We start from the raw sequence: 18461 nt of genomic DNA, 5'->3' as shown, positions 1-18461 counted from the left end.
AGGTAAGTTACGGAGCTCATAGCTCTTATTGAAAAACGTTTTATCTAGTATGAATTAATGCCTTTTAAAAACAAGACTAGATATTTTTTAATAACATAATCTCATAGAACTCCCTATACCGAATGAGATTTGTGGTTGAGCCGCCGATTTGGGCACCGGTTTCATATATTTGTGCAAAAGGCTACGACTTGGTCTGGCGGCAGATCAAGTCGAGGCGTTTAGTGGGGAGCTTATTTACCCTTAATATTTTTATTTTCTAAAATCCCATATCCTTAATTCTTTAAGATACAACTAATACCCCACTTATTGGTGTTTAGATCTGTATAGATCTCTCATTAGATATAGAGGGGTTTCTATGTCAATATATAAACAACGATACAGCACAACATTTTTCAATACTATTTATAATTTAGTCTTGATAACGGAGAAGCGGTATTGTGCTGGCTGCCTGCCCTATAGCCAAATCCTATGGCATTACTACCGCTGAGACGTTGAAGGAAGCACTGGCAAAATGCCCCGAAGTCATCGTGGTCAGACCACATATGCAGCAATATATCGATGTCTCCTCTCAAATCACAGATATTCTACGTAAGTTTAGCGACCAGGTAGAGCCCTATTCTATCGATGAACAGTTTATTGATGTCAGCGGTAGCCTCAGCTTATTTGGCAGTCCAAGGGAGATCGCTACCGCCATTCAGGATCTAATTCGTAGAAACACAGGTGTGCGTGCGCGCATCGGCATTGGATATTCCAAGGTTACCGCCAAAATGGCTTGCGACCTGTGGGCCAAGAAGAACGCGGATGGTATATTCACCCTCGCACACGAGGAGCTTCCGAACGTGCTCTGGCCCCTCCCCATTAGCGAGCTGTTCATGGTAGGTCGCCGCATGTCCGCCCATTTCCAAAGCATGGGTATTACGACAATTGGACATTTGGCACAGATGCCGCTAAGCGAGTTAAAATGGCGCATGCGGGAGAAATTCCACAAAAAATGTGATATCGACGCCGAGCTATATTGGCGGATAGCCAATGGCATCGATGACAGCCCCGTGAGCCCAAGCACCTATGAAGTCTCACCCAAGAGTGTCGGGCACCAAATGACGCTGCCACGGGATTACTATAAGCTGCAAGATATTAAGACCATCATTCTTGAGCTATCTGAGCTTGTATGTAGACGTTGCCGCAAATTGAAAGTGCATGGTGCAGTCGTGTCTATCGGCTGCCAAGGTGCCAGCTTTGATGACCCCACAGGCTTCTCAAGACAGACTACAATGAGCGATCCTACGAATGCCACCTTGCTGGTATATGAGGCAGCTCTTTCTCTCTTCAAGCTCCACTGGGACGGTCAGCCTGTGCGTAGAATCCACTTAAGCCTGTCCAATCTATCTGACGAAAGCCAGTACCAGCTAACCCTATTTGAGTCTCGCCCTCGCTATCGTGAACTCGAACGTGCGACCGATGCCCTCAAAAATAAATATGGGGAGACGATCATTGGGCGAGCAGCTTCTTTTACAGATGCCGGGCAGCTTAAGGACAGATCTGGAAAAATCGGCGGACACTATAAATAAAAACTATATTAAAATACACACCATATCGTTTATAATGCTATATTGGGGTTGTTATTTTCACGTAGATGAAGCGACAATCGAAATATGTAAACATAGATAATCACATTCCAGAGGAGGACCGGAGAAGTTGGATAGCACGAGCAACACTAACACTACGTATTATGAAATCGTTGATCTCTGTCTTCTTGCTGGCAAGATCATGCTGCAGAATGGTGCAGAAACATCCAGAGTTGAAGATACGATGACACGAATGGCAGGATCTCTCGGGTTCCCAGGAGCACATAGCTATGTGACGCCAACCGTTATAATGTTCACCACAAATAGAATAGAACCTGTTAAGTTATACAGAATTGCGGAGCGAACAACAGATCTGCAGAAGGTATCGGAGGTCAATGACATTTCTCGGCGTCTAAGCGAACGTCAGATTACAGCTGAGGAAGCTCGTGCAAAATTAGGAGAAGTCGATGAAGCCTCACCTGTCTATCCCGTATGGCTGCAGATCTTAGCAGCCGCCCTTACTGGTGCTTGCTTCACCGTTATGTTTAAAGGCAGTTTGTGGGATGCTCTCCCCGCCTTGCCGATTTCCGGACTAGGCTTCGCTGCGGTCATTTATCTGCATCGTTTAGTGCAGACTAAATTCTTCGCAGAGTTTTCTGCTTCCTTCCTGATCGGACTTCTAGCCTTCTGTTCTGTAAAGCTGGGGATTGGTCAAGAGATGGACAAAATCATTATCGGCTCCGTTATGCCTCTAGTACCCGGACTACTCATTACTAATGCCGTTCGTGATCTGATGGCCGGTCATCTGGTCTCAGGCATATCCAAGGGAGCCGATGCCTTTCTAACTGCATTTGCGATCGGTACAGGTATCGGGCTTGTACTATCACTATTTTAATATCCATGTGAAAGAGGTTAGCCCTTCATGATTTTGCAACTTATAACCAGTTTTATCGCCGCGGCAACCTTCTGTATTCTATTTAATGCGCCTAAGCGCTCACTACTACAGTGTGGTTTTGCCGGAATGGTGGGCTGGATGGTGTATGTGCTTCTTAATGTAGAGTTCGGACCTGTTGTAGCTACGTTTGCAGCTAGTGTAATAGTGGGCATCGTCAGCCAATTTTTTGCGCGATCCTTCAAAATGCCGGTTATTATTTTTAGTGTAGGTGGCATTATCCCGCTTGTTCCGGGTGGTCTCGCTTACGATGCTATGCGTAAATTTGTGGAAGAGGACTATACTCTGGCTGTAGAAATCGCTGTTCGGGCATTAATGCTCTCTGGAGCCATTGCAGCTGGACTCGTGCTAAGTGATGTAATTGGACAAATGTTCCGTCGTCGTGCAATCAAATAACAGCATACTTCTTCAAAAAAAGAAATCGCCTGTTGGTACAATGGTGGTCACCCATCCATCTCCCAAGGAGCGATTTCTTTGTTCATCTCTATGCAAATAACGCTTCAGGGAAGACTAAAGGTGCAGCACCCGGATGAATACTATTGATGCTAGTGTTCTTGATCCAGGACAGCCCTACAGTACCCTCACCCGCATGAACAGCCACAGCAGGAATATAGGTCATAATCTCAGTTCGTAAGTCAGGCGCCATTGCTTTGATGTCCTCTTCTAGCTTGAGTGCCATCTCTAAATTATTTGAATGCATGATACATACATCACTAACAAGCCCTACATCCTGTTTAAATATCTCCAAAAGCGCCTGTTGCGTCTTCTTCATTGTACGGATTTTCTCCACAACAACGACCTTCCCTTCGTCAAAACGAAGCAGCAAGTTTATACGCAGCAATTGGCTAAGTACAAATTGTGATCCAGAAACACGTCCACTGCGATGAAGCTGTGTCAAGCTTGCAGGAATTAAGTAAAAGGACATATTCTGAATAATATTTTCAATCTTCGCTTTAATTTCTAGTCCAGAAAGACCCTTCTTCTGCCAATGTATACCGCGCATGATCATTTCTCGGATTGGATAAGCGCCAACCTTGGCATCAATTCCAATTACATTGGCCTCCGCTATTTCGGCGCCTTGCATCGATGCATTGTAAGTGCCACTGAGCTCTGAAGAAAGATGTACAGCAATAATTTCATCGTATTCTTCCTTCAACCGTTCATATAGCTCAATAAACTCACCGATTGGAGGCTGTGAGCTGCCTACCTTATCATGCTGGCGCATTTTCTCATAGAAGTCATCGATCGTAATATCTATATTCTCTTTATAACATTCGTTGTTGATAATAATCCGTAACGGAATAATATATACATGATTATTCTTAGCGAACTCCGGATCTATGATACTTGTACTGTCGGTTACCCAGGCAATTGATTTCATTGTCATTTGTCACTTCTCTCTCTCATAAAAAGGAATAGTAGAATGAATGAGGAGACAAGGGCCAATAATTCCAGACCAGTGAATCACACGCTCACCCTGAATAATCAACTTAAGAATTGAACAGCGGTTAAGTAATCCGCGTATTCGTAAATTATACAGGATAATAAGCGATAATATAGGCAAAACAGGCCTTTCATGTAAATTTCAATCTATTTAATTCAACATTATTCGACATTTTTTCACATTATATATGACGAATATACCTATCCTAATAGAGCCACTTCATGTTATGAAAAAGCTAAACCACAGCAAAAATATCCCCGTTCCCGGCATCTGTCAGTTTTCCAACTTCAACTCATCCATCTGCTTCTGAATCTGAGCGACATCTACCGTTCTTTGAAAACGAACCTCCGAGCGACTGTAACGATCCTGAGTAATGGAAGTCTGTTCAAGCAAATCGCTAAGCAGCTTGCGTAGCTGTAGCATTTTGTCCCGTTCCGCTAGCGCATCGGCGATCGATTGATCACTCGGATCAAAATCGTCTGTTCATTCACAGCTCTTTCTAACTCCTGCAAAAGAGCTTCAGGTTGTTCAGCCGGCTCCTCACCCTCTTGAACTTTAACGACTCGCTCCAGCCGCTGCTTTAGCTGCGCGATTTTACGGGTTAGATCACTTCGCTTCACTAACGCTTCCGCAAGTTTCAGATCTGGATTCCCCCTAAAATTTTCTGATAGCTAGCGAATAAGGCTCGTGTGAAAAGATGCCGTGGTGTTCAGCACAGCTAATCCTCCCAAATCGATTTCTCTAAATGATCTACGAACTTGCGTAATTTACCGGCTAGCTTGCGGTTAATGGTTCCATCCTGATACATTTGCTGCACCTTATCCCGCTGCTCTTGAATGGCTTTCAGCTTCATTTCAAGCTTTTGATCATCAACAAGCCCATCCTTTGTCCAGCCTTTCCCTTGCTCCAGACGAGAAATTAACTGCTCATAACTGCATGCAACCTTCTCGGCTGCACTTCGGTTGTTCTCGTTCTTACAGACATTAATAGCAGCTATAGCAGCATGGGCCATGGCAATTTTCGCTTCTCTAGCACACTCAGCCTGTTGCAGCATTTGTTGGCTAGCTTCCCCTTCATTCTGTCCTGAGAACATTCCCGCAAACAGCCGTCTAATCTCGGTAAACGATATTCTGATTTGTGAATTTAGACTTCTGGCTAGAAAGACCTCACTATGATCCAAGAATTCTCCCAGCTTCTGAGCCACTGAGGCGGGAATCTCATTGTTCTCTAGCAATCGGTTCAGTTCTTTACGTTCAGCTTGCAGACCCACAATCCTCGCTTCAACACCCAGTCGGCGGAAGTTCTCGAGTGCTGGATCATTCGATTGGTCCTCACGGTTTAGACTATAAACCTTTTCTCTAAATTCACTCAAAGCCGGTTGTGCGGATTCCTTACTTTCTTCTGTCATCATACTTTGCAGCATTGTTAAACCGGCAGCAATAACTTTAGACTTGGCCGCCTGCTCGGCTCCTGTCTCACCTGATTCGGCAACTGGATCTCCTTTACCTGCTAGAATTGGCAAAAAGATACTAGCGATCAGCAGCGACATTAGAATAACGCCTGCGGCGATAAAGATGATTAAATCACGCTCAGGAAATGGCGATCCATCCCCAAGAAAAAAGGGAATCGAGAACGCACCTGCTAAGGTAACCGCTCCACGCACTCCTGAAATCGTGAGGATTAATAGTGACTTAACAGATGATTTCTCCATTTTCCGCAGACGAGATCCTACTAAAGAGAACACATACACCCATACAAACCGTAGTACAAACAGCAGCAAAGTAATGGCTAATACATAACCTACAACTATAAGATTATCCACGGCCGTATCACGGTAGATCACTTCAATAACATCTGGAATAGATAAGCCAAGAATAAGAAAGACCAGGCCATTCAATATATAGAGCAGAACAGACCATGTACTAGCGGATACCAGTTGTAGCTTATACTGCGGAGATACGGCACGGTCCTTCTCAACCGCATGAATAATCCCCCCTGCAACCACTGCCAAAATGCCAGATACCCCTATCTCTTCACTGATCAAATAAATAATAAAAGGAGTTAGGATTTGCAGCAGCACATGCACTGTGATATCCTCCATCCCCAGTCTGCGAATAATTACGCTTAGCCGAATCAGAAGAAAAGCCAATAATGCCCCAACGATCAACCCACCTGCAGCTATAATTACAAAGCTAATGGAGGCTTTCGGTAAAGAAAACATACCCGTAACTGCTGCAGCAATGGCAAAGTTAAAGGCAACAAGCCCGGAAGCATCATTCATTAATGATTCGCCCTCTAGAATGCGGTGAATACTCTTAGGAAGATGCACTCTTCCAGCGATTGCGCTGACCGCGACCGCATCTGTAGGTGACAAGATCGCTGCCAGAGCAAATGCAGCTGCTAGCGGGATCGTTGGAATCATCCAGTTGATCGAATATCCAGCAATAAGCACCGTAGCAAAAACCAATCCCAGCGCCAGCATTAATATCGGACCCCGTAAGTTCCATAATTCATTTCTTGGCGTCCGTTTCCCATCATTGAACAAAAGCGGTGCAATAAACAATACGAAAAACAGCTCTGGTTCCAATGTCATATGTATTCCCAAAGGCATTAACACAACCATTACACCCAGACCAATTTGAATTAACGGTATTGGCACAAAGGGAATAAATCGGTTTATGATGTTGGAAATTGCGATAAGGCCCAGTAGGACGAGTACAACTAGAAAAGTCTCCAAACCACATCAACTCCCTTTTTTATTTGGTTATTATATCGTAAAGCTTCGGGTAAGGGAAAAATATAGAAATAGAAGTTCTCAACAATAATGTCCCCTAGAAATCACACAAAAAATACATCAGATATATATTGACAAAAATATTTATTTATGTTATAATAATAAATTACGCTATTGAAATTACATTTTATTTTAAGTATTATATGCATTAGCCTAACGGCATCGCTCTTATCATCAATCATGGAGGGATCTTATGCATATTGCTAGTGGAATAGAAATGTTAGAGATTACAGCACAGGTTATGGGCGGGAGTGACACGATTTACCCCACGCTGCTCTGGGATCAAAATTCTGCTGTACTCGTAGACACCGGATTTCCGGGCCTGCTCCCAAAATTCAAAGAAGCTCTAAAAGAAACCCATGTGCCTTGGGAACAACTGCGCACCGTAATCATCACACATCAAGATCTAGATCACATCGGGAGCTTACCTGATTTACTGTCAGAAGAATGTCTAGAACTGACAGTTCTGGCTCACGAAATCGAGCAGCCTTATATTGAAGGAGAGCGAATGCTCCTTAAACACACCCCCGAAGCTTTAGCTGCGGCAGAAGCCATGATCCCCCCTCATGTACCAGAGGAATGGCGCCGCGCTTTCCTATCCGTGTTATCTCATCCCCCTAAAGGAAGAGTAGATCAAACCATAGTGGATGGGGAAATACTGCCTCTTGCCGGTGGAATTACGATTATCCATACACCAGGACATAGCCCTGGACATCTGAGTCTATACCATCATGATAGCCGTACGCTAATTGCCGCGGATGCTCTTACCGTTCAAGGCGGTGAGCTGCACGGCCCCACTCCTTCGGCAACGCCTGACATGAAGCAAGCTTTAATCTCTCTGACAAAGTTCGCCGAGTATGAGATTGAAACGGTCATTTGCTATCATGGCGGAATTTATCGCGGAAACGCAAACAAACGGATTGCTGAAATTGCAGAAGCAAGAGAATAGACTGATGCAAGAAAGCAGAGCCCTTATTAAACTGTACCCTATGTAAAGGACATTTAAAAAAAGTCTAGGCAGATTGAAGAAGATGATCTCTGTATTGAACAGGGGTCATCTTTTTTAAATCCCATTGATACCTGTAGTGGTTATAGTAGGTCATGTAATCCTTAATCTCCTGTTTTAACTCAATCAAAGTCAAACAAGGCTTAATGGAAGCTTGATCTTTAAAATGACCAAAAAAAGATTCTTGTGGGGCGTTATCCCAGCAGTTTCCCCGCCTAGACATGGATTGTTTCAATTTCATTTTCTTAACCATTTTTTGAAAATAAGGATGTGTATAATGAGATCCCTGATCAGAGTGAATGAAGGCACCATCAGCTCTTTTAAACCTTTGGTTTTTCTTAAGCTTTAGGAGAGTATCTGTCGCAAGATCCATTGTGATTCGATCTGACACGTGATACGCCAAGATCTCATTGGTTGAACTATCTTTGATTGTGGATAAATAGGCTTTTTTACCCGATCCGTAAAATAAATAAGTGATATCCGTCAGTAACACCTTACCTGGAATGTTCTGCTTAAACTCCCGGTTCAGCAGGTTAGGAACGACCCTATGCTCCTGAGTAGCCTTCATCATCCGTTTATAGGGATTGGCCCGCCTAAAGGGGCATACAATGCTGTATTTCTTCATAATCCTCCTAATCCTTTTCAAATTGTAGATCACCTTAAACTGGCCCTCCAATGTCATCTTGATGGATCGGGCACCTTTCTTTCGTCTTTTGAAATGAAAAGCTTTTAGAATGACTTCTCTTAGTTGCTCATCTTGCTGTTTCTTCTGGATTCTCTTTTGCTTTGCTTCGGAAGACCAATACCTGTAATATCCACTCCTGGAAACCCCGGATACTTTACATAAATAGTTGACCAAACGGGAGAGTTGATATTTCTCGATGATGTTATGAATAAGGACAAATTTCTGGCTAGATGAAAGTACTATCCTTTGTTCTGCCTCCTTTCCATGAAACGAATCTTTTTTAACAGTTCATTCTCCGCTCGCAGCAAAGCATTCTGAGCTTCTAGCTTGGCATACTTCTCTTCGAGCGTTAGCTCCCGTTTAAGGGGTCTTCCTGAGGCGTGGCTTCTTGTATCCTGCAAACCTAAGATTCCGTTCTCTTGGTAACTCGCACGCCATCTCTTTGCTGAGGATTCGACTCTTTGGAGCCCAATGACAGTTACGTCAAAACCACATACTTCAAATATTTCTCTCGGCGGCTTCCCCTTATTATTCTCTGAGATAAACAATTGCTTAAACGCATCCGTATATGTAATTGCCTTTGAAGATACGGACCTCACATACGGATTGTTAGATAACTGCTTGATCTCTTTATCTGTAAATATTTTCTTGCTCATACCATTCCTCTTCCCTATCTTCTTCGTTATAAACAAAAATACCCTACCGAGAGACTTTTTAAAAGTGTCTACTCGATAGGATACAGTTTATATCTGGCTCTGCTTTCTTTTTATATATATATTCCCTACTCGTTATACTCACTTATAATTCCGAAACAACTGTAAACCGTTCACGAATATGCTGCGGCTGTTCAATTTCATCTACAATAGCAATCGCATAATCTTCATAGCTGACATAGCTCTCACCTTTGGAATTCACAAGCAGATGATCTTTGCCTTTCACATAAGAACCCGTTCTAGTCCCAATTGCAAAATTAGCGGATGGACTAACGAAGGTCCAAGAGAGCGAGTCTGTACCTTGCAGGATCTCCAGGTTCTTCCCTTGATTCGTAGCCGTTGGCTTGATAAAGTCAGGGAAATCAGGGGTATCTACCACTTTAAGCGTCTTAGCTTCATCTACATATAAACTTCCCGCACCTCCAACTACAATCAATCTTGTATTAGGGGCATCCTTTAATGCTTCAATAAGCACATTTCCGGCATCCACATGCAGATGCTCTTGTCCAAATGGTGCTCCAAAAGCATTCACAACAACATCAAAACCCTTCAAATCTTCAGCGGTAAGTGCAAATACATCCTTTTCGATGACCTTGGCCTTACGATTTGCAACTTTCGATGCATCCCGTACAATGGCTGTAACTTCATGGCCTCTATCTAGCGCTTCCTGAGTGATTCGGCTTCCGGCTTTTCCACTTGCTCCTACAACTGCGATTTTCATATTATTTCCTCCTGTATATGTTTACGATGTTTTTACTTTAGTATTTATATCAAGGAGATCCTGAACGATGCTTCTGTCGATATCGAGATCAAACTTTCTCCCCCAAAAGCATTCTGTACCCGTACGAGTGATCCGGTCATAATCTTCTATCGTTAGTGTTCTAGGATAATCCGGTCCTGTTTCCCAGTCTGTATACCTCTTAATTTCACTCCGTACATTGTACTTAAACGCACTATTCAAAATAATCGTATGGAAGAAGATTTCATCTCCACATAATGTGTTCTTAAAAAATCTAACATACTCTGGAGAAGTAGAAGTAAACTCCATGATGTATTCCATACATTCACCTGTAATAGACATCCAGTTAGAGCCTTTATACAGCGATTTTGGCAGAACACCCAACCTTCTTTGCAAGAATGGAACGCTCATTACTGCTTTAATATACCTCATCCTAATGGCAGCCATACGCCTGGTTCTTGAGATCAGGAATCTAGGATAATAAACCGACACCCGCTCATAACATCCCCACGTTTCAGAAGTATTCGGTAATTGCTGATACTTCACAAATTCGTCCCCCTGATTCTTCTTAAAGAAATCAAGAATAACTTCGTTGGAAGCTAAGGGCAGATCCTGACCACTTATGATGTGGATATAATTGAATTTCCCATGTTCTTTGATCAGCACAAAACACTTCAAAACACATTCAATCTGACTGTAATGTCCCCACCTTACATCAATAGGCTCTTTCACAAAATGAATATCGTTACGATTAGTAATGTCAGCTTCAATACCACTCTTCTGATCGACATGTAGGAAAAACTCGACGGAGTCATTAGTTAAACTATCGATTAGCATATTGATCTGCTCAGGATTTTTGTGACAAAGGATCACATACGCCATTTTGAATGATTCCAACAACCTTCACCCTTCCGCCCATCTTTTTCCAAATATTATAAAATAAATGGACAAAAGTGGATAGTTCTTTCTATCCAGAAAAAGGTGAATTCGATTGGTGATTAGTTATTTCGTATGACTTTTCACTATAAGTCTGATTCCAATGTTCCATGGATCTTTGAATGTAGGGGCTCCATTCTCTTCAACAACGGTGTAACCCGCCTGCTTAACACGCTCCACTACAGACGTACGCTCCTCTTCATTCGGAAGAAGTAAGGTGAAATAATCAATTCCTACTGCATCAGCAGGTGCCACAGGTGCGCCTTGCCCTGCCCATATATTCAATCCAATGTGGTGATGATACCCACCTGCTGAGATAAACATTGCCGCACTGCCATAATTAGCTACTAGATCAAAACCAAGCAAACCAACGTAGAACTCCTTCGCCTTAGTTAAATTACCCACATGAAAGTGTACATGTCCGATCACCGTTCCAGCTGGCAGCCCGTTCCATTGTAAACCTTCAGAAGCCGCCAACAAACCATCTACATCCACTGGGTCCGTTGTCATCATTACATGCCCTTCCGCATCATACTTCCATGTATCCCTAGGACGATCTCTATAAATTTCGATTCCGTTGTTATCCGGGTCCTGAATATACAGTGCTTCACTCACCAAATGATCTCCCTGACCCACTTCAATTCCCGACGCGATCAAATTGCGTACAACGAGTCCCAAACTAGGACGATCCGGAACAAGGATAGCAAAATGATACAATCCAGCCACTGAGTTCGGACGTAGAACCTTTGCATTCTCAATCTCCCGCAGAATCAATAACACATTCTGACCGTCAGCAGTCATTTCCACCTCACGGCCAGATTGTCGCAAGACACTTAACCCCACCACGTTCTGATAAAATGTGAGCGAACGCTCTAAATTACTTACTCTAATTTGTACCAGACCAATCTCTACGTCCGGATTAAGTGTTGTTTTAGTTGTCATTATATTTCCTCCCACTATTCCTGTAACTTGATCAGTTACAAATTAACTATCTTTAGTATAGTTACCTTCTATATGTTTGTCAATTACCAACAAAAAAATCATGCTGACTGATTCACAGCCAAACATGATTCATAAGAACACTTCATCCTTAGGAGTGCCATTCCTGTAAATATTCATATACACTGGATTCAAGAAGTCCAATTAAGTCTTCATCCATATACTTATAATCATCTGATATATTCAAACAAATTATTCTTTTGCCGATTACACCGTCTCTGAATTTATCTTGAATTCTTCGAACATGCTTCTTCTCCATCACAAAAATAACATCCGCCCAGCCCACATGTCCTTCAGAAAGTTTGATTCTGGCATGATCCTCTGTTCCAGCAGATCTCACTTCATGACCATCAATTCCTTGAAATATCTTCTCCGCAGTTAAACTCCGCCAGCGATTCTGGCTGCAGACAAACAGTAGTTTAATAGAGAGCACCTTCCTTATCCGATTAATACCTTATTTCGTTTGTCGGTTTAGATAAACCCTCCTATTTAAGGAGGCATCCGAAACCCATGTTGTTAATAAGTCTTTGTTAAAAAGATATTCATTACCAACTCTGATATAAGGGAACATAGTCCCTTCAAAAATGCCCGATCTACTTAAATTCTCATGCTCCGTTTTAATAATATTCATCACTTGATCTTCAGTCAGATTTAAGTATAAGGCCGTCTCTTTAATATCCATCAAAAGCTTATCTGCCGTTACTATGGATGGAGTCTGGTCTTGATCAACTTCCAACTCTTTATCGCCATTAGTTATTGAACATCCAATAATAAATGAAATCCCTAGAATAAGACTCGCCACGATAATTGAGATTTGATTAGACTTCATTGATCACCTCCACCGTACACTTCATGAAGAATTCTGTATCTTGGGTGTTTTTCGATTTGCGTAACGACAACACCTTGCTCTGAGTCCATCACACGGTAGGCTTTAGCTTCTTCTCTGGTCGACATCACCTTATATTCATTATCCTTGTAGATGATGGCACAGTTATTATCCACTGCGATTCCGAGCAAACCTCCGTCTTTTACCATACGCGAAAAATCCTCAACCCGAATATCCTCATTATAATGTGGACAATGAATACCTGGCAGAATCCCCATCGCTTCAAGCTTAATATACTGCCAGTTCCCTTGGTCGTCGAACGCTTCAGAGTCACTATGCCCATATTCAAACCAGCAAATGGAACCTGCACTCAGCCCCGCCAAAATAGTCCCCGAGTTGTACGCTTCTTTTAGAAGAGCATCTACGCCGGTATTTTTCCAAATCTCCAGCATCTTTCGGGTATTACCACCACCAACATAAATCAGATCAGCGGATATAATTAACTCTGCGATTTCTTCATGGGTATAGGTTTGGCTCACAAGCAATAAATGACTTGTTTCACATCCTAGAATCTCGCCGTACACTTTGTTGAACGTATCACAATAACCTGGTGCATCACTACTAGCTGTTGGAATAAATAACGCTTTCGGATTAACTTTCTGGGTTAACTTCACAACTTCACGATCCATTTCAAGCGTTTCTAAATCGATTAGCTCTCCCCCACCGATTACCACGATAGTCCCCATAATCTCCCCTACTTTCACTAGGATCTGTTTTCTCCCTTTCCGTATTCCTCTGCAAGAATGCTGTAAATCTCCAAATCAATGAGCCCTTTACCTGACCATACATGGGCTTGTCTTAACGTCCCCTCTTTCATAAAGCCACTTTTCAAAAGGACCCGTTTGGACCGCTCATTAAAAGGCATGACTTCAGCTTGGATTCGATTGACCTCTGCCGTCTCAAATAAATATTTTTTCACCATTTCAACGGCCTGAGTTGCAATCCCTTTTCCCCAATAAGACTCCGCCAAAAAATAACCAATCGTGACCATATCCACTTTTTGATTAAAATCCATAGCTTCGATGATACCTAGCAGTATGTACGGATTATTTTTACGGAAAATTCCCCACTTCACTCTTAACCCTTTATTAAAATCACGTTCGAAATGTCCGATCATATTCTTTACTGTATCTTTATTATGTTTCGGAATAATTCCGCAGTACTCAAACACTTGATCATTGCTATAAATTCCAAATACCTCTTCAAGGTTACTAACTTCAATTTTTTTCAGTGTTAGTTGTTCGGTTTCCAAAGTAGGGAATTGCTCAAATACATGACTAAGCTTCAATTCGTTCCCTCCGTTACTTTTTGATGGCATGGATTAGGGTTGCAGTTCGACTTTCCGTTTCTTTTACCCATTCGATATGAAATCCCGTTTTGTTAAAAATCCTTACATATTCATCCACATCGGCCGGATTTAACATGACCCTTCTATCGTTGAAATCAAACCACTCTTCATCCTTGCTGACAGATAACATAAAGGTTCCATTAGGTAGTAGTGAAGCATAAATATTCTGTAATGCTTGCTCCTTATCCTCTACATGTAGAAAAGTTAATACACTATAAACCGCATCAAAAGTATTAGGACGTACGAACTCGCAAATATCAGCTAACAAAAGTTCTTTATTGGAAAAACTTCTAAGATTTAAGTCTGCTCTTACTAGTGTTTTTGGCGAGATATCAATTCCTGTAAGAAACCGACATCCCAGACCTAAGACCGATTTAGCAACTCTTCCTGTTCCAATTCCAATCTCTAATATCCTTTTATCGTTACCCTTCAGTCCATCGAAAAAAAGAGGTCCATCCCACTGACTCATATATGCCTGTCCAATGGGAGGATCTTGTGCTGGATCATTTCCCTCATCCATCAAAGTTTCATAATGCTCAAATGCACTAACTATTTTCATAAGGGTCATCCCTTTCTGACCTGATGCAACGCTACGAGCTTATTCGTTCTTTATCCCCGCGCATTCCCTCTATACTGCGCAGTTCTAAGCTCTCGAATATAGGGCTCTGTAGCTGGCATAACCGCATCTATGGCTTGTTGAATGGCTAACTCAATATCATAAGGAACTCTTACAAATTGTATATTCAAAGATGCTGTTGTCAGGCCTCCATACTCCCCCTCCAAAATCACATAAGATGCCTGAGTGACATCTAGAGGATTCCCCACACTGCCAACATTAAATAAAGTCCTCCCTTCTAAATGTTGTATAAAAGCATTGTGAATGTCACCATAACCTACGATATCCGCTTGCCGCTTCTCCTGGCAGAGATCAGAACAACCAAACATAGACAGCCGCTTCTCATAATCGTCCCAAGGCTGAATCCGTTCATAGTAGCTTCGCGGTGAAGCATGAAATAAACGGATAAACTTACCACTCATCATAAACTCAATCGAGAACGGTAATGTACCTAAATAAGCGAGGCGGTCTTTACCTAACAAATTCCGACTCCACCGGGCCATTTCAAAATCAACATCCTGATTCATTAAATCATCCCAGTTTCCCATAACACTGATTTCACAATTGTTCTTAATGATATCAACGGCTAGATCTGAATTTGGTCCTTTACCAACAATATCACCTAGGCAAAATATCCTGCTAATTCCACGCTGCTTAATATCCTCTAATACGGCTGTCAAAGCCGGGATATTTCCATGAATATCTGAGATTAATGCGATTTGTTCCACAGTAAATCCTCCGTTCATTTTCCACTTCAGCATATTAGAGTTTCCCTATATGAAGTATTATCTGTTTTATGCCTTCTAAATACAGATTCTATGATTACGCCCTACTTCCCTTCTTTAAGTCACTACTCTCCTGACCCGAGCCATTCGGAGCCTCTTGATATGTTTCCAATAAAAAAAGACCACAATCACGTTAGCACATGTTGTGGTCTTCATTCTACGTTGCGATATGGAGTGGTTATATTTCAGGCATTTCATTCACAATCTGCTCCAAAGTAACCTCCTGAAGGACATTCTCCATCGCCTTTTGCGCGAGCGAGAATACCGGTACAATGGCGCTGGCTATATTTTTGCCGACTGGACAATCGGGGTTAGGGTGCTCATGAACTGAGAACAACGAATCCTCCTCCACCGCGTTTACTGCCTTATAAATCTGAAGTAGTGTAATCTCAGCGCTACTACGTGAAAGTGAGGCTCCTGCGACTCCGGGGCGGGCCGTTACTAGTCCTGCTTTTTGCAACATACTAGTTAGCCGGCGGATAACTACAGGGTTGGTGTTCACACTACCAGCTATCCACTCCGAGGTACTTTTACCCTCTTTATTACTGTCGATTAACGTTAATATATGAATGGCTACCGCAAATCGGGTGCTGATGTTCACTATAAATCTCTCCTTTTGCCATACTACCCGGCTAGCAACAAGTGCATTAATCAGATGCAACAATAATAGTTACATTTTATGCATTTGTCAAACACTGAAGGAGATGCAATTCAGGATCGTAATTAGTGAATATTATGCTTTTTGAAATTACCACCCTTAACTTCTGCTACATCATAAACTACGACAAAAGCGTTAGGGTCAATTTCATGAATGATTTCCTTGATTTTGCTTTCTTCCAGACGGTTAATTACACAGGTAATTTCTTTGAATTGTTCATTGGAGTAACCACCGTATGCATCAGTATAGGTTGCCCCACGTCCCAATCGGTCACGAATCGTTTCCACCATAATTTCCGGTTGAACGGTGATGATTTTGAAAGTTTTAGAGCCGCTCAAACCTTCTTCAACGATATGAATCACTTTAGAAGCAATAAAATAAGCAAGTGCGGATAGAATCGCCCCTTGTAGCCCAAATGCAGTTGAAACAACAATAAAGACAAACATGTTTAGGAATAAGATTAGATCACTTGTCCCAAAAGGTATTTTTCGTGAAAGCAATACAGCCAACATATCGATCCCATCTAACGCCCCACCATTACGTAACGCTAAACCCATACCAAAACCGATGATAATCCCGCCTACAACAGTAATTAATAATGTATCTCCTTCAATAATCGTTGGCACATGGTGCATTAGGCTTGTACCAATGGCTAGTGAGGCAATACCGATAATGGAATAAATAGCAAAGCTTTTACCAATTTGCTTATATCCTAACCAAACAAATGGGATGTTAATTATAACAATTAGCAGCCCTAACGGTAATCCAAACAGCTGTGAGCCAACGATACTTAGGCCTGTTACACCACCATCTGAAACATTGTTAGGTATTAATACGGATTCCAGGCCATATGAAGTTATAAGTGCCCCTATAATAATTAATATGACTTTTGAAAATATCTTCAGCTTATTTGATTTTTGATGCTGTCTTATTCCATGCATTCCATTTCCCCACTTCAAATTAGTTTTTTATATCACTGCAAGTGAAAAACATCCACTGGACAAAAGCCGACAAAAAACAGTCTATAATAAATGTCACCACTTTGGCAAATCAGACGCCGCTAGTATGATATCTATTATTTTACCCATATGACTTAAAATAATCTTATCGTTCCATAAAAAATGAAAAAACCAGACTACGAAAATTCGTAATCTGGTAATCTTCTCTATCTCTATCACACCTTCATGTATTCGTTATATAATTCCTCAAAAGTATCGTATCGTTCAACTTTCCTTCCCACCTTATTATATTCTTCAAGATATTCATCCATGACCTGCAGGAACTGCTCTTTAAATAAATGCAGATGATCTGAATCAAAATACTGCATAATATCAAACTTTTTTGTTCCCCTTGATTCTGTCATTTCATCAAGAAAATTTTGTATGCCCATGGCTGCATAATAAGCATAAGATTTATCATTTAATTCCACACTTGCTATAACCTTATTGCGGCAGTTACACCATAATTCCTCAAAGGTGCCACCAAGATTATCATAGGTAGGGACAGGCTGAATCACAAAATCCTTATACATTTTATTATATAAATCATTGACGCTTTCTAAAAATCTATATGATGCACTTCTGATTTCAATAATTGTCTTCGCATCGATCACAGCCATATATATATTTTCAAAATCATCAGGAACATAACGATACGTAGCTATTTCCTCCAGATATCTCTTAAGTCCCCTTTTAAAATAGGTATTGTTCAAATGTGTTAGAGCATTTACCAAATTGTATACAACTTCACATGAAGCATACCTCACTGCTCCGATATCTTCAGAAAGTAATGTATTCGTATATTCTTGTTTTGCTATGTCTATATTCTTTTTCGCTCTACTAATACATTCACTCCCTATAGGCTTTGCCAAAGCATCGAAAGCTCTCTGTTTATATAAATTTAGCTTTTCCAGATATTCGGGTTTCGCACAATATAACAGCTCTAAATCTATCAGACACGAAATCATTGGGCTCTCTAGATTCGCTTGATCTTCTATCCTTGTTTCCCATGGCGTACAATAGATGTCGTATCCAACATCCTCCAGAATAAAACACGTAGATATCCCCCAGCCTTGGGCCGTGTTATTAATTATAATTAGATCAAGATCGCTTTTTTCATGAAAATCTCCGGTACTGAAAGAACCTGTAAGCCCAATGATTGCAATGTCATCAGGAAAATCTCTCTTAGCACGTTCAATAACCATACTAATAAGTCTGTCATTTTTATTTAGAATTTTTTGTCTAATATCAGCATCCATATCCAATTCTCCTCTTACTCCATTTTAATTTCATTGTATATGGATATAGCTCCAGTAAGTATTCCGACTTTATATATA

General features: G+C 41.5%; 21 protein-coding genes. 4 read left to right on the top strand and 17 right to left on the bottom strand.

Going from position 1 to position 18461, the window contains the following annotated elements; genetic code table 11:
- The first annotated feature begins 434 nt into the window (after positions 1 to 434).
- From MHI27_RS11580 to MHI27_RS11570, 3 genes are all read left to right on the top strand, one after another.
- Positions 435 to 1568 carry a DNA polymerase IV gene (locus MHI27_RS11580; protein WP_405176723.1) on the top strand — a complete coding sequence of 378 codons (1134 nt, stop codon included), beginning with the start codon at positions 435 to 437 and terminating at the stop codon, positions 1566 to 1568.
- 127 nt (positions 1569 to 1695) lie between these two features.
- Positions 1696 to 2460: a threonine/serine exporter family protein gene (locus MHI27_RS11575; protein ID WP_042187254.1), complete on the top strand. Its 765-nt coding sequence runs from the start codon at positions 1696 to 1698 to the stop codon at positions 2458 to 2460.
- Between the two features lie 27 nt (positions 2461 to 2487).
- A complete protein-coding gene (locus tag MHI27_RS11570) occupies positions 2488 to 2913 on the top strand; it encodes a threonine/serine exporter family protein (protein ID WP_042126727.1) in 426 nt (141 codons plus the stop codon).
- 88 nt (positions 2914 to 3001) lie between these two features.
- Here the strand turns inward: MHI27_RS11570 and MHI27_RS11565 are convergent, their stop codons facing one another.
- The 4 genes from MHI27_RS11565 to MHI27_RS11550 form a co-directional block, all read right to left on the bottom strand.
- Complete coding sequence (locus tag MHI27_RS11565; protein ID WP_405176291.1) at positions 3002 to 3904, bottom strand: DegV family protein; 903 nt, start codon at positions 3902 to 3904, stop codon at positions 3002 to 3004.
- A gap of 330 nt (positions 3905 to 4234) precedes the next feature.
- Positions 4235 to 4384 carry a hypothetical protein gene (locus MHI27_RS11560; protein WP_156113099.1) on the bottom strand — a complete coding sequence of 50 codons (150 nt, stop codon included), beginning with the start codon at positions 4382 to 4384 and terminating at the stop codon, positions 4235 to 4237.
- Between the two features lie 14 nt (positions 4385 to 4398).
- Positions 4399 to 4602 (bottom strand): DIP1984 family protein, encoded by a 204-nt coding sequence (locus MHI27_RS11555; RefSeq protein ID WP_256716297.1) that lies wholly within the window; start codon positions 4600 to 4602, stop codon positions 4399 to 4401.
- Between the two features lie 77 nt (positions 4603 to 4679).
- Complete coding sequence (locus MHI27_RS11550; RefSeq protein ID WP_405176290.1) at positions 4680 to 6698, bottom strand: Na+/H+ antiporter; 2019 nt, start codon at positions 6696 to 6698, stop codon at positions 4680 to 4682.
- Between the two features lie 250 nt (positions 6699 to 6948).
- Here MHI27_RS11550 and MHI27_RS11545 point away from each other — a divergent pair, with 250 nt between their 5' ends.
- Positions 6949 to 7704, top strand: a complete 756-nt coding sequence (locus MHI27_RS11545; protein WP_076299481.1) for an MBL fold metallo-hydrolase — start codon at positions 6949 to 6951, stop codon at positions 7702 to 7704.
- Between the two features lie 64 nt (positions 7705 to 7768).
- Here MHI27_RS11545 and MHI27_RS11540 read toward each other — a convergent pair.
- The 13 genes from MHI27_RS11540 to MHI27_RS11480 form a co-directional block, all read right to left on the bottom strand.
- Positions 7769 to 9102, bottom strand: a protein-coding gene (locus tag MHI27_RS11540; RefSeq protein WP_405174631.1) for an IS3 family transposase whose coding sequence is annotated in 2 segments (ribosomal slippage) — positions 7769 to 8715 and positions 8715 to 9102 — 1335 coding nt in all. Because the reading frame shifts where the segments join, the coding sequence is not laid out codon by codon here.
- Positions 9103 to 9244: 142 nt separating this feature from the next.
- Entirely contained in the window at positions 9245 to 9880 is a 636-nt protein-coding gene (locus tag MHI27_RS11535; protein ID WP_405176289.1) for an NAD(P)-dependent oxidoreductase, read from the bottom strand.
- A 21-nt stretch (positions 9881 to 9901) separates the two neighbouring features.
- Positions 9902 to 10795: a beta-1,6-N-acetylglucosaminyltransferase gene (locus MHI27_RS11530; protein ID WP_405176288.1), complete on the bottom strand. Its 894-nt coding sequence runs from the start codon at positions 10793 to 10795 to the stop codon at positions 9902 to 9904.
- Positions 10796 to 10900: 105 nt separating this feature from the next.
- Complete coding sequence (locus MHI27_RS11525) at positions 10901 to 11776, bottom strand: VOC family protein (RefSeq protein ID WP_405176287.1); 876 nt, start codon at positions 11774 to 11776, stop codon at positions 10901 to 10903.
- A 148-nt stretch (positions 11777 to 11924) separates the two neighbouring features.
- The gene (locus tag MHI27_RS11520) at positions 11925 to 12257 is read right to left on the bottom strand and encodes a low molecular weight protein tyrosine phosphatase family protein (RefSeq protein ID WP_405176722.1); all 333 of its coding nucleotides are present in this window, start codon (positions 12255 to 12257) and stop codon (positions 11925 to 11927) included.
- Between the two features lie 30 nt (positions 12258 to 12287).
- Positions 12288 to 12662, bottom strand: coding sequence for a hypothetical protein (locus tag MHI27_RS11515; RefSeq protein WP_076282983.1), 375 nt, complete (start codon positions 12660 to 12662; stop codon positions 12288 to 12290).
- Positions 12659 to 13405: a Type 1 glutamine amidotransferase-like domain-containing protein gene (locus MHI27_RS11510; protein ID WP_405176286.1), complete on the bottom strand. Its 747-nt coding sequence runs from the start codon at positions 13403 to 13405 to the stop codon at positions 12659 to 12661. The genes MHI27_RS11515 and MHI27_RS11510 overlap by 4 nt, the downstream gene beginning before the upstream one ends.
- 17 nt (positions 13406 to 13422) lie before the next feature.
- Positions 13423 to 14007, bottom strand: coding sequence for a GNAT family N-acetyltransferase (locus tag MHI27_RS11505; protein WP_042187237.1), 585 nt, complete (start codon positions 14005 to 14007; stop codon positions 13423 to 13425).
- Positions 14008 to 14020: 13 nt separating this feature from the next.
- A complete protein-coding gene (locus MHI27_RS11500) occupies positions 14021 to 14626 on the bottom strand; it encodes a class I SAM-dependent methyltransferase (RefSeq protein ID WP_405176285.1) in 606 nt (201 codons plus the stop codon).
- A 50-nt stretch (positions 14627 to 14676) separates the two neighbouring features.
- On the bottom strand, positions 14677 to 15411 hold the full coding sequence (locus MHI27_RS11495) for a metallophosphoesterase family protein (RefSeq protein WP_405176721.1): 735 nt from the start codon (positions 15409 to 15411) through the stop codon (positions 14677 to 14679).
- Positions 15412 to 15646: 235 nt separating this feature from the next.
- Positions 15647 to 16069, bottom strand: coding sequence for an Rrf2 family transcriptional regulator (locus MHI27_RS11490; RefSeq protein WP_042187235.1), 423 nt, complete (start codon positions 16067 to 16069; stop codon positions 15647 to 15649).
- Positions 16070 to 16191: 122 nt separating this feature from the next.
- Positions 16192 to 17067: a YitT family protein gene (locus MHI27_RS11485; RefSeq protein ID WP_179085712.1), complete on the bottom strand. Its 876-nt coding sequence runs from the start codon at positions 17065 to 17067 to the stop codon at positions 16192 to 16194.
- Positions 17068 to 17300: 233 nt separating this feature from the next.
- Positions 17301 to 18383, bottom strand: coding sequence for a nucleotidyltransferase domain-containing protein (locus MHI27_RS11480; protein ID WP_076282985.1), 1083 nt, complete (start codon positions 18381 to 18383; stop codon positions 17301 to 17303).
- Positions 18384 to 18461: the final 78 nt, after the last annotated feature.

It is taken from the genome of Paenibacillus sp. FSL H8-0261, assembly GCF_045040645.1.
Classification (GTDB): Bacteria; Bacillota; Bacilli; order Paenibacillales; family Paenibacillaceae; genus Paenibacillus_AQ.
The sequence above is the reverse complement of the archived record's forward strand: the minus strand, read 5'-3'. Positions and strand labels throughout refer to the sequence as shown.

Excerpts from the sequence above, each read along its gene's own strand:
- MHI27_RS11570 (WP_042126727.1), top strand. The coding sequence starts at position 2,488 with ATGATTTTGCAACTTATAACCAGTTTTATCGCCGCGGCAACCTTCTGT.
- MHI27_RS11565 (WP_405176291.1), bottom strand. The coding sequence starts at position 3,904 with ATGACAATGAAATCAATTGCCTGGGTAACCGACAGTACAAGTATCATA.
- MHI27_RS11560 (WP_156113099.1), bottom strand. The coding sequence starts at position 4,384 with ATGCTACAGCTACGCAAGCTGCTTAGCGATTTGCTTGAACAGACTTCC.
- MHI27_RS11545 (WP_076299481.1), top strand. The coding sequence starts at position 6,949 with ATGCATATTGCTAGTGGAATAGAAATGTTAGAGATTACAGCACAGGTT.
- MHI27_RS11535 (WP_405176289.1), bottom strand. The coding sequence starts at position 9,880 with ATGAAAATCGCAGTTGTAGGAGCAAGTGGAAAAGCCGGAAGCCGAATC.
- MHI27_RS11525 (WP_405176287.1), bottom strand. The coding sequence starts at position 11,776 with ATGACAACTAAAACAACACTTAATCCGGACGTAGAGATTGGTCTGGTA.
- MHI27_RS11515 (WP_076282983.1), bottom strand. The coding sequence starts at position 12,662 with ATGAAGTCTAATCAAATCTCAATTATCGTGGCGAGTCTTATTCTAGGG.
- MHI27_RS11510 (WP_405176286.1), bottom strand. The coding sequence starts at position 13,405 with ATGGGGACTATCGTGGTAATCGGTGGGGGAGAGCTAATCGATTTAGAA.
- MHI27_RS11500 (WP_405176285.1), bottom strand. The coding sequence starts at position 14,626 with ATGAAAATAGTTAGTGCATTTGAGCATTATGAAACTTTGATGGATGAG.
- MHI27_RS11485 (WP_179085712.1), bottom strand. The coding sequence starts at position 17,067 with ATGCATGGAATAAGACAGCATCAAAAATCAAATAAGCTGAAGATATTT.
- MHI27_RS11480 (WP_076282985.1), bottom strand. The coding sequence starts at position 18,383 with ATGGATGCTGATATTAGACAAAAAATTCTAAATAAAAATGACAGACTT.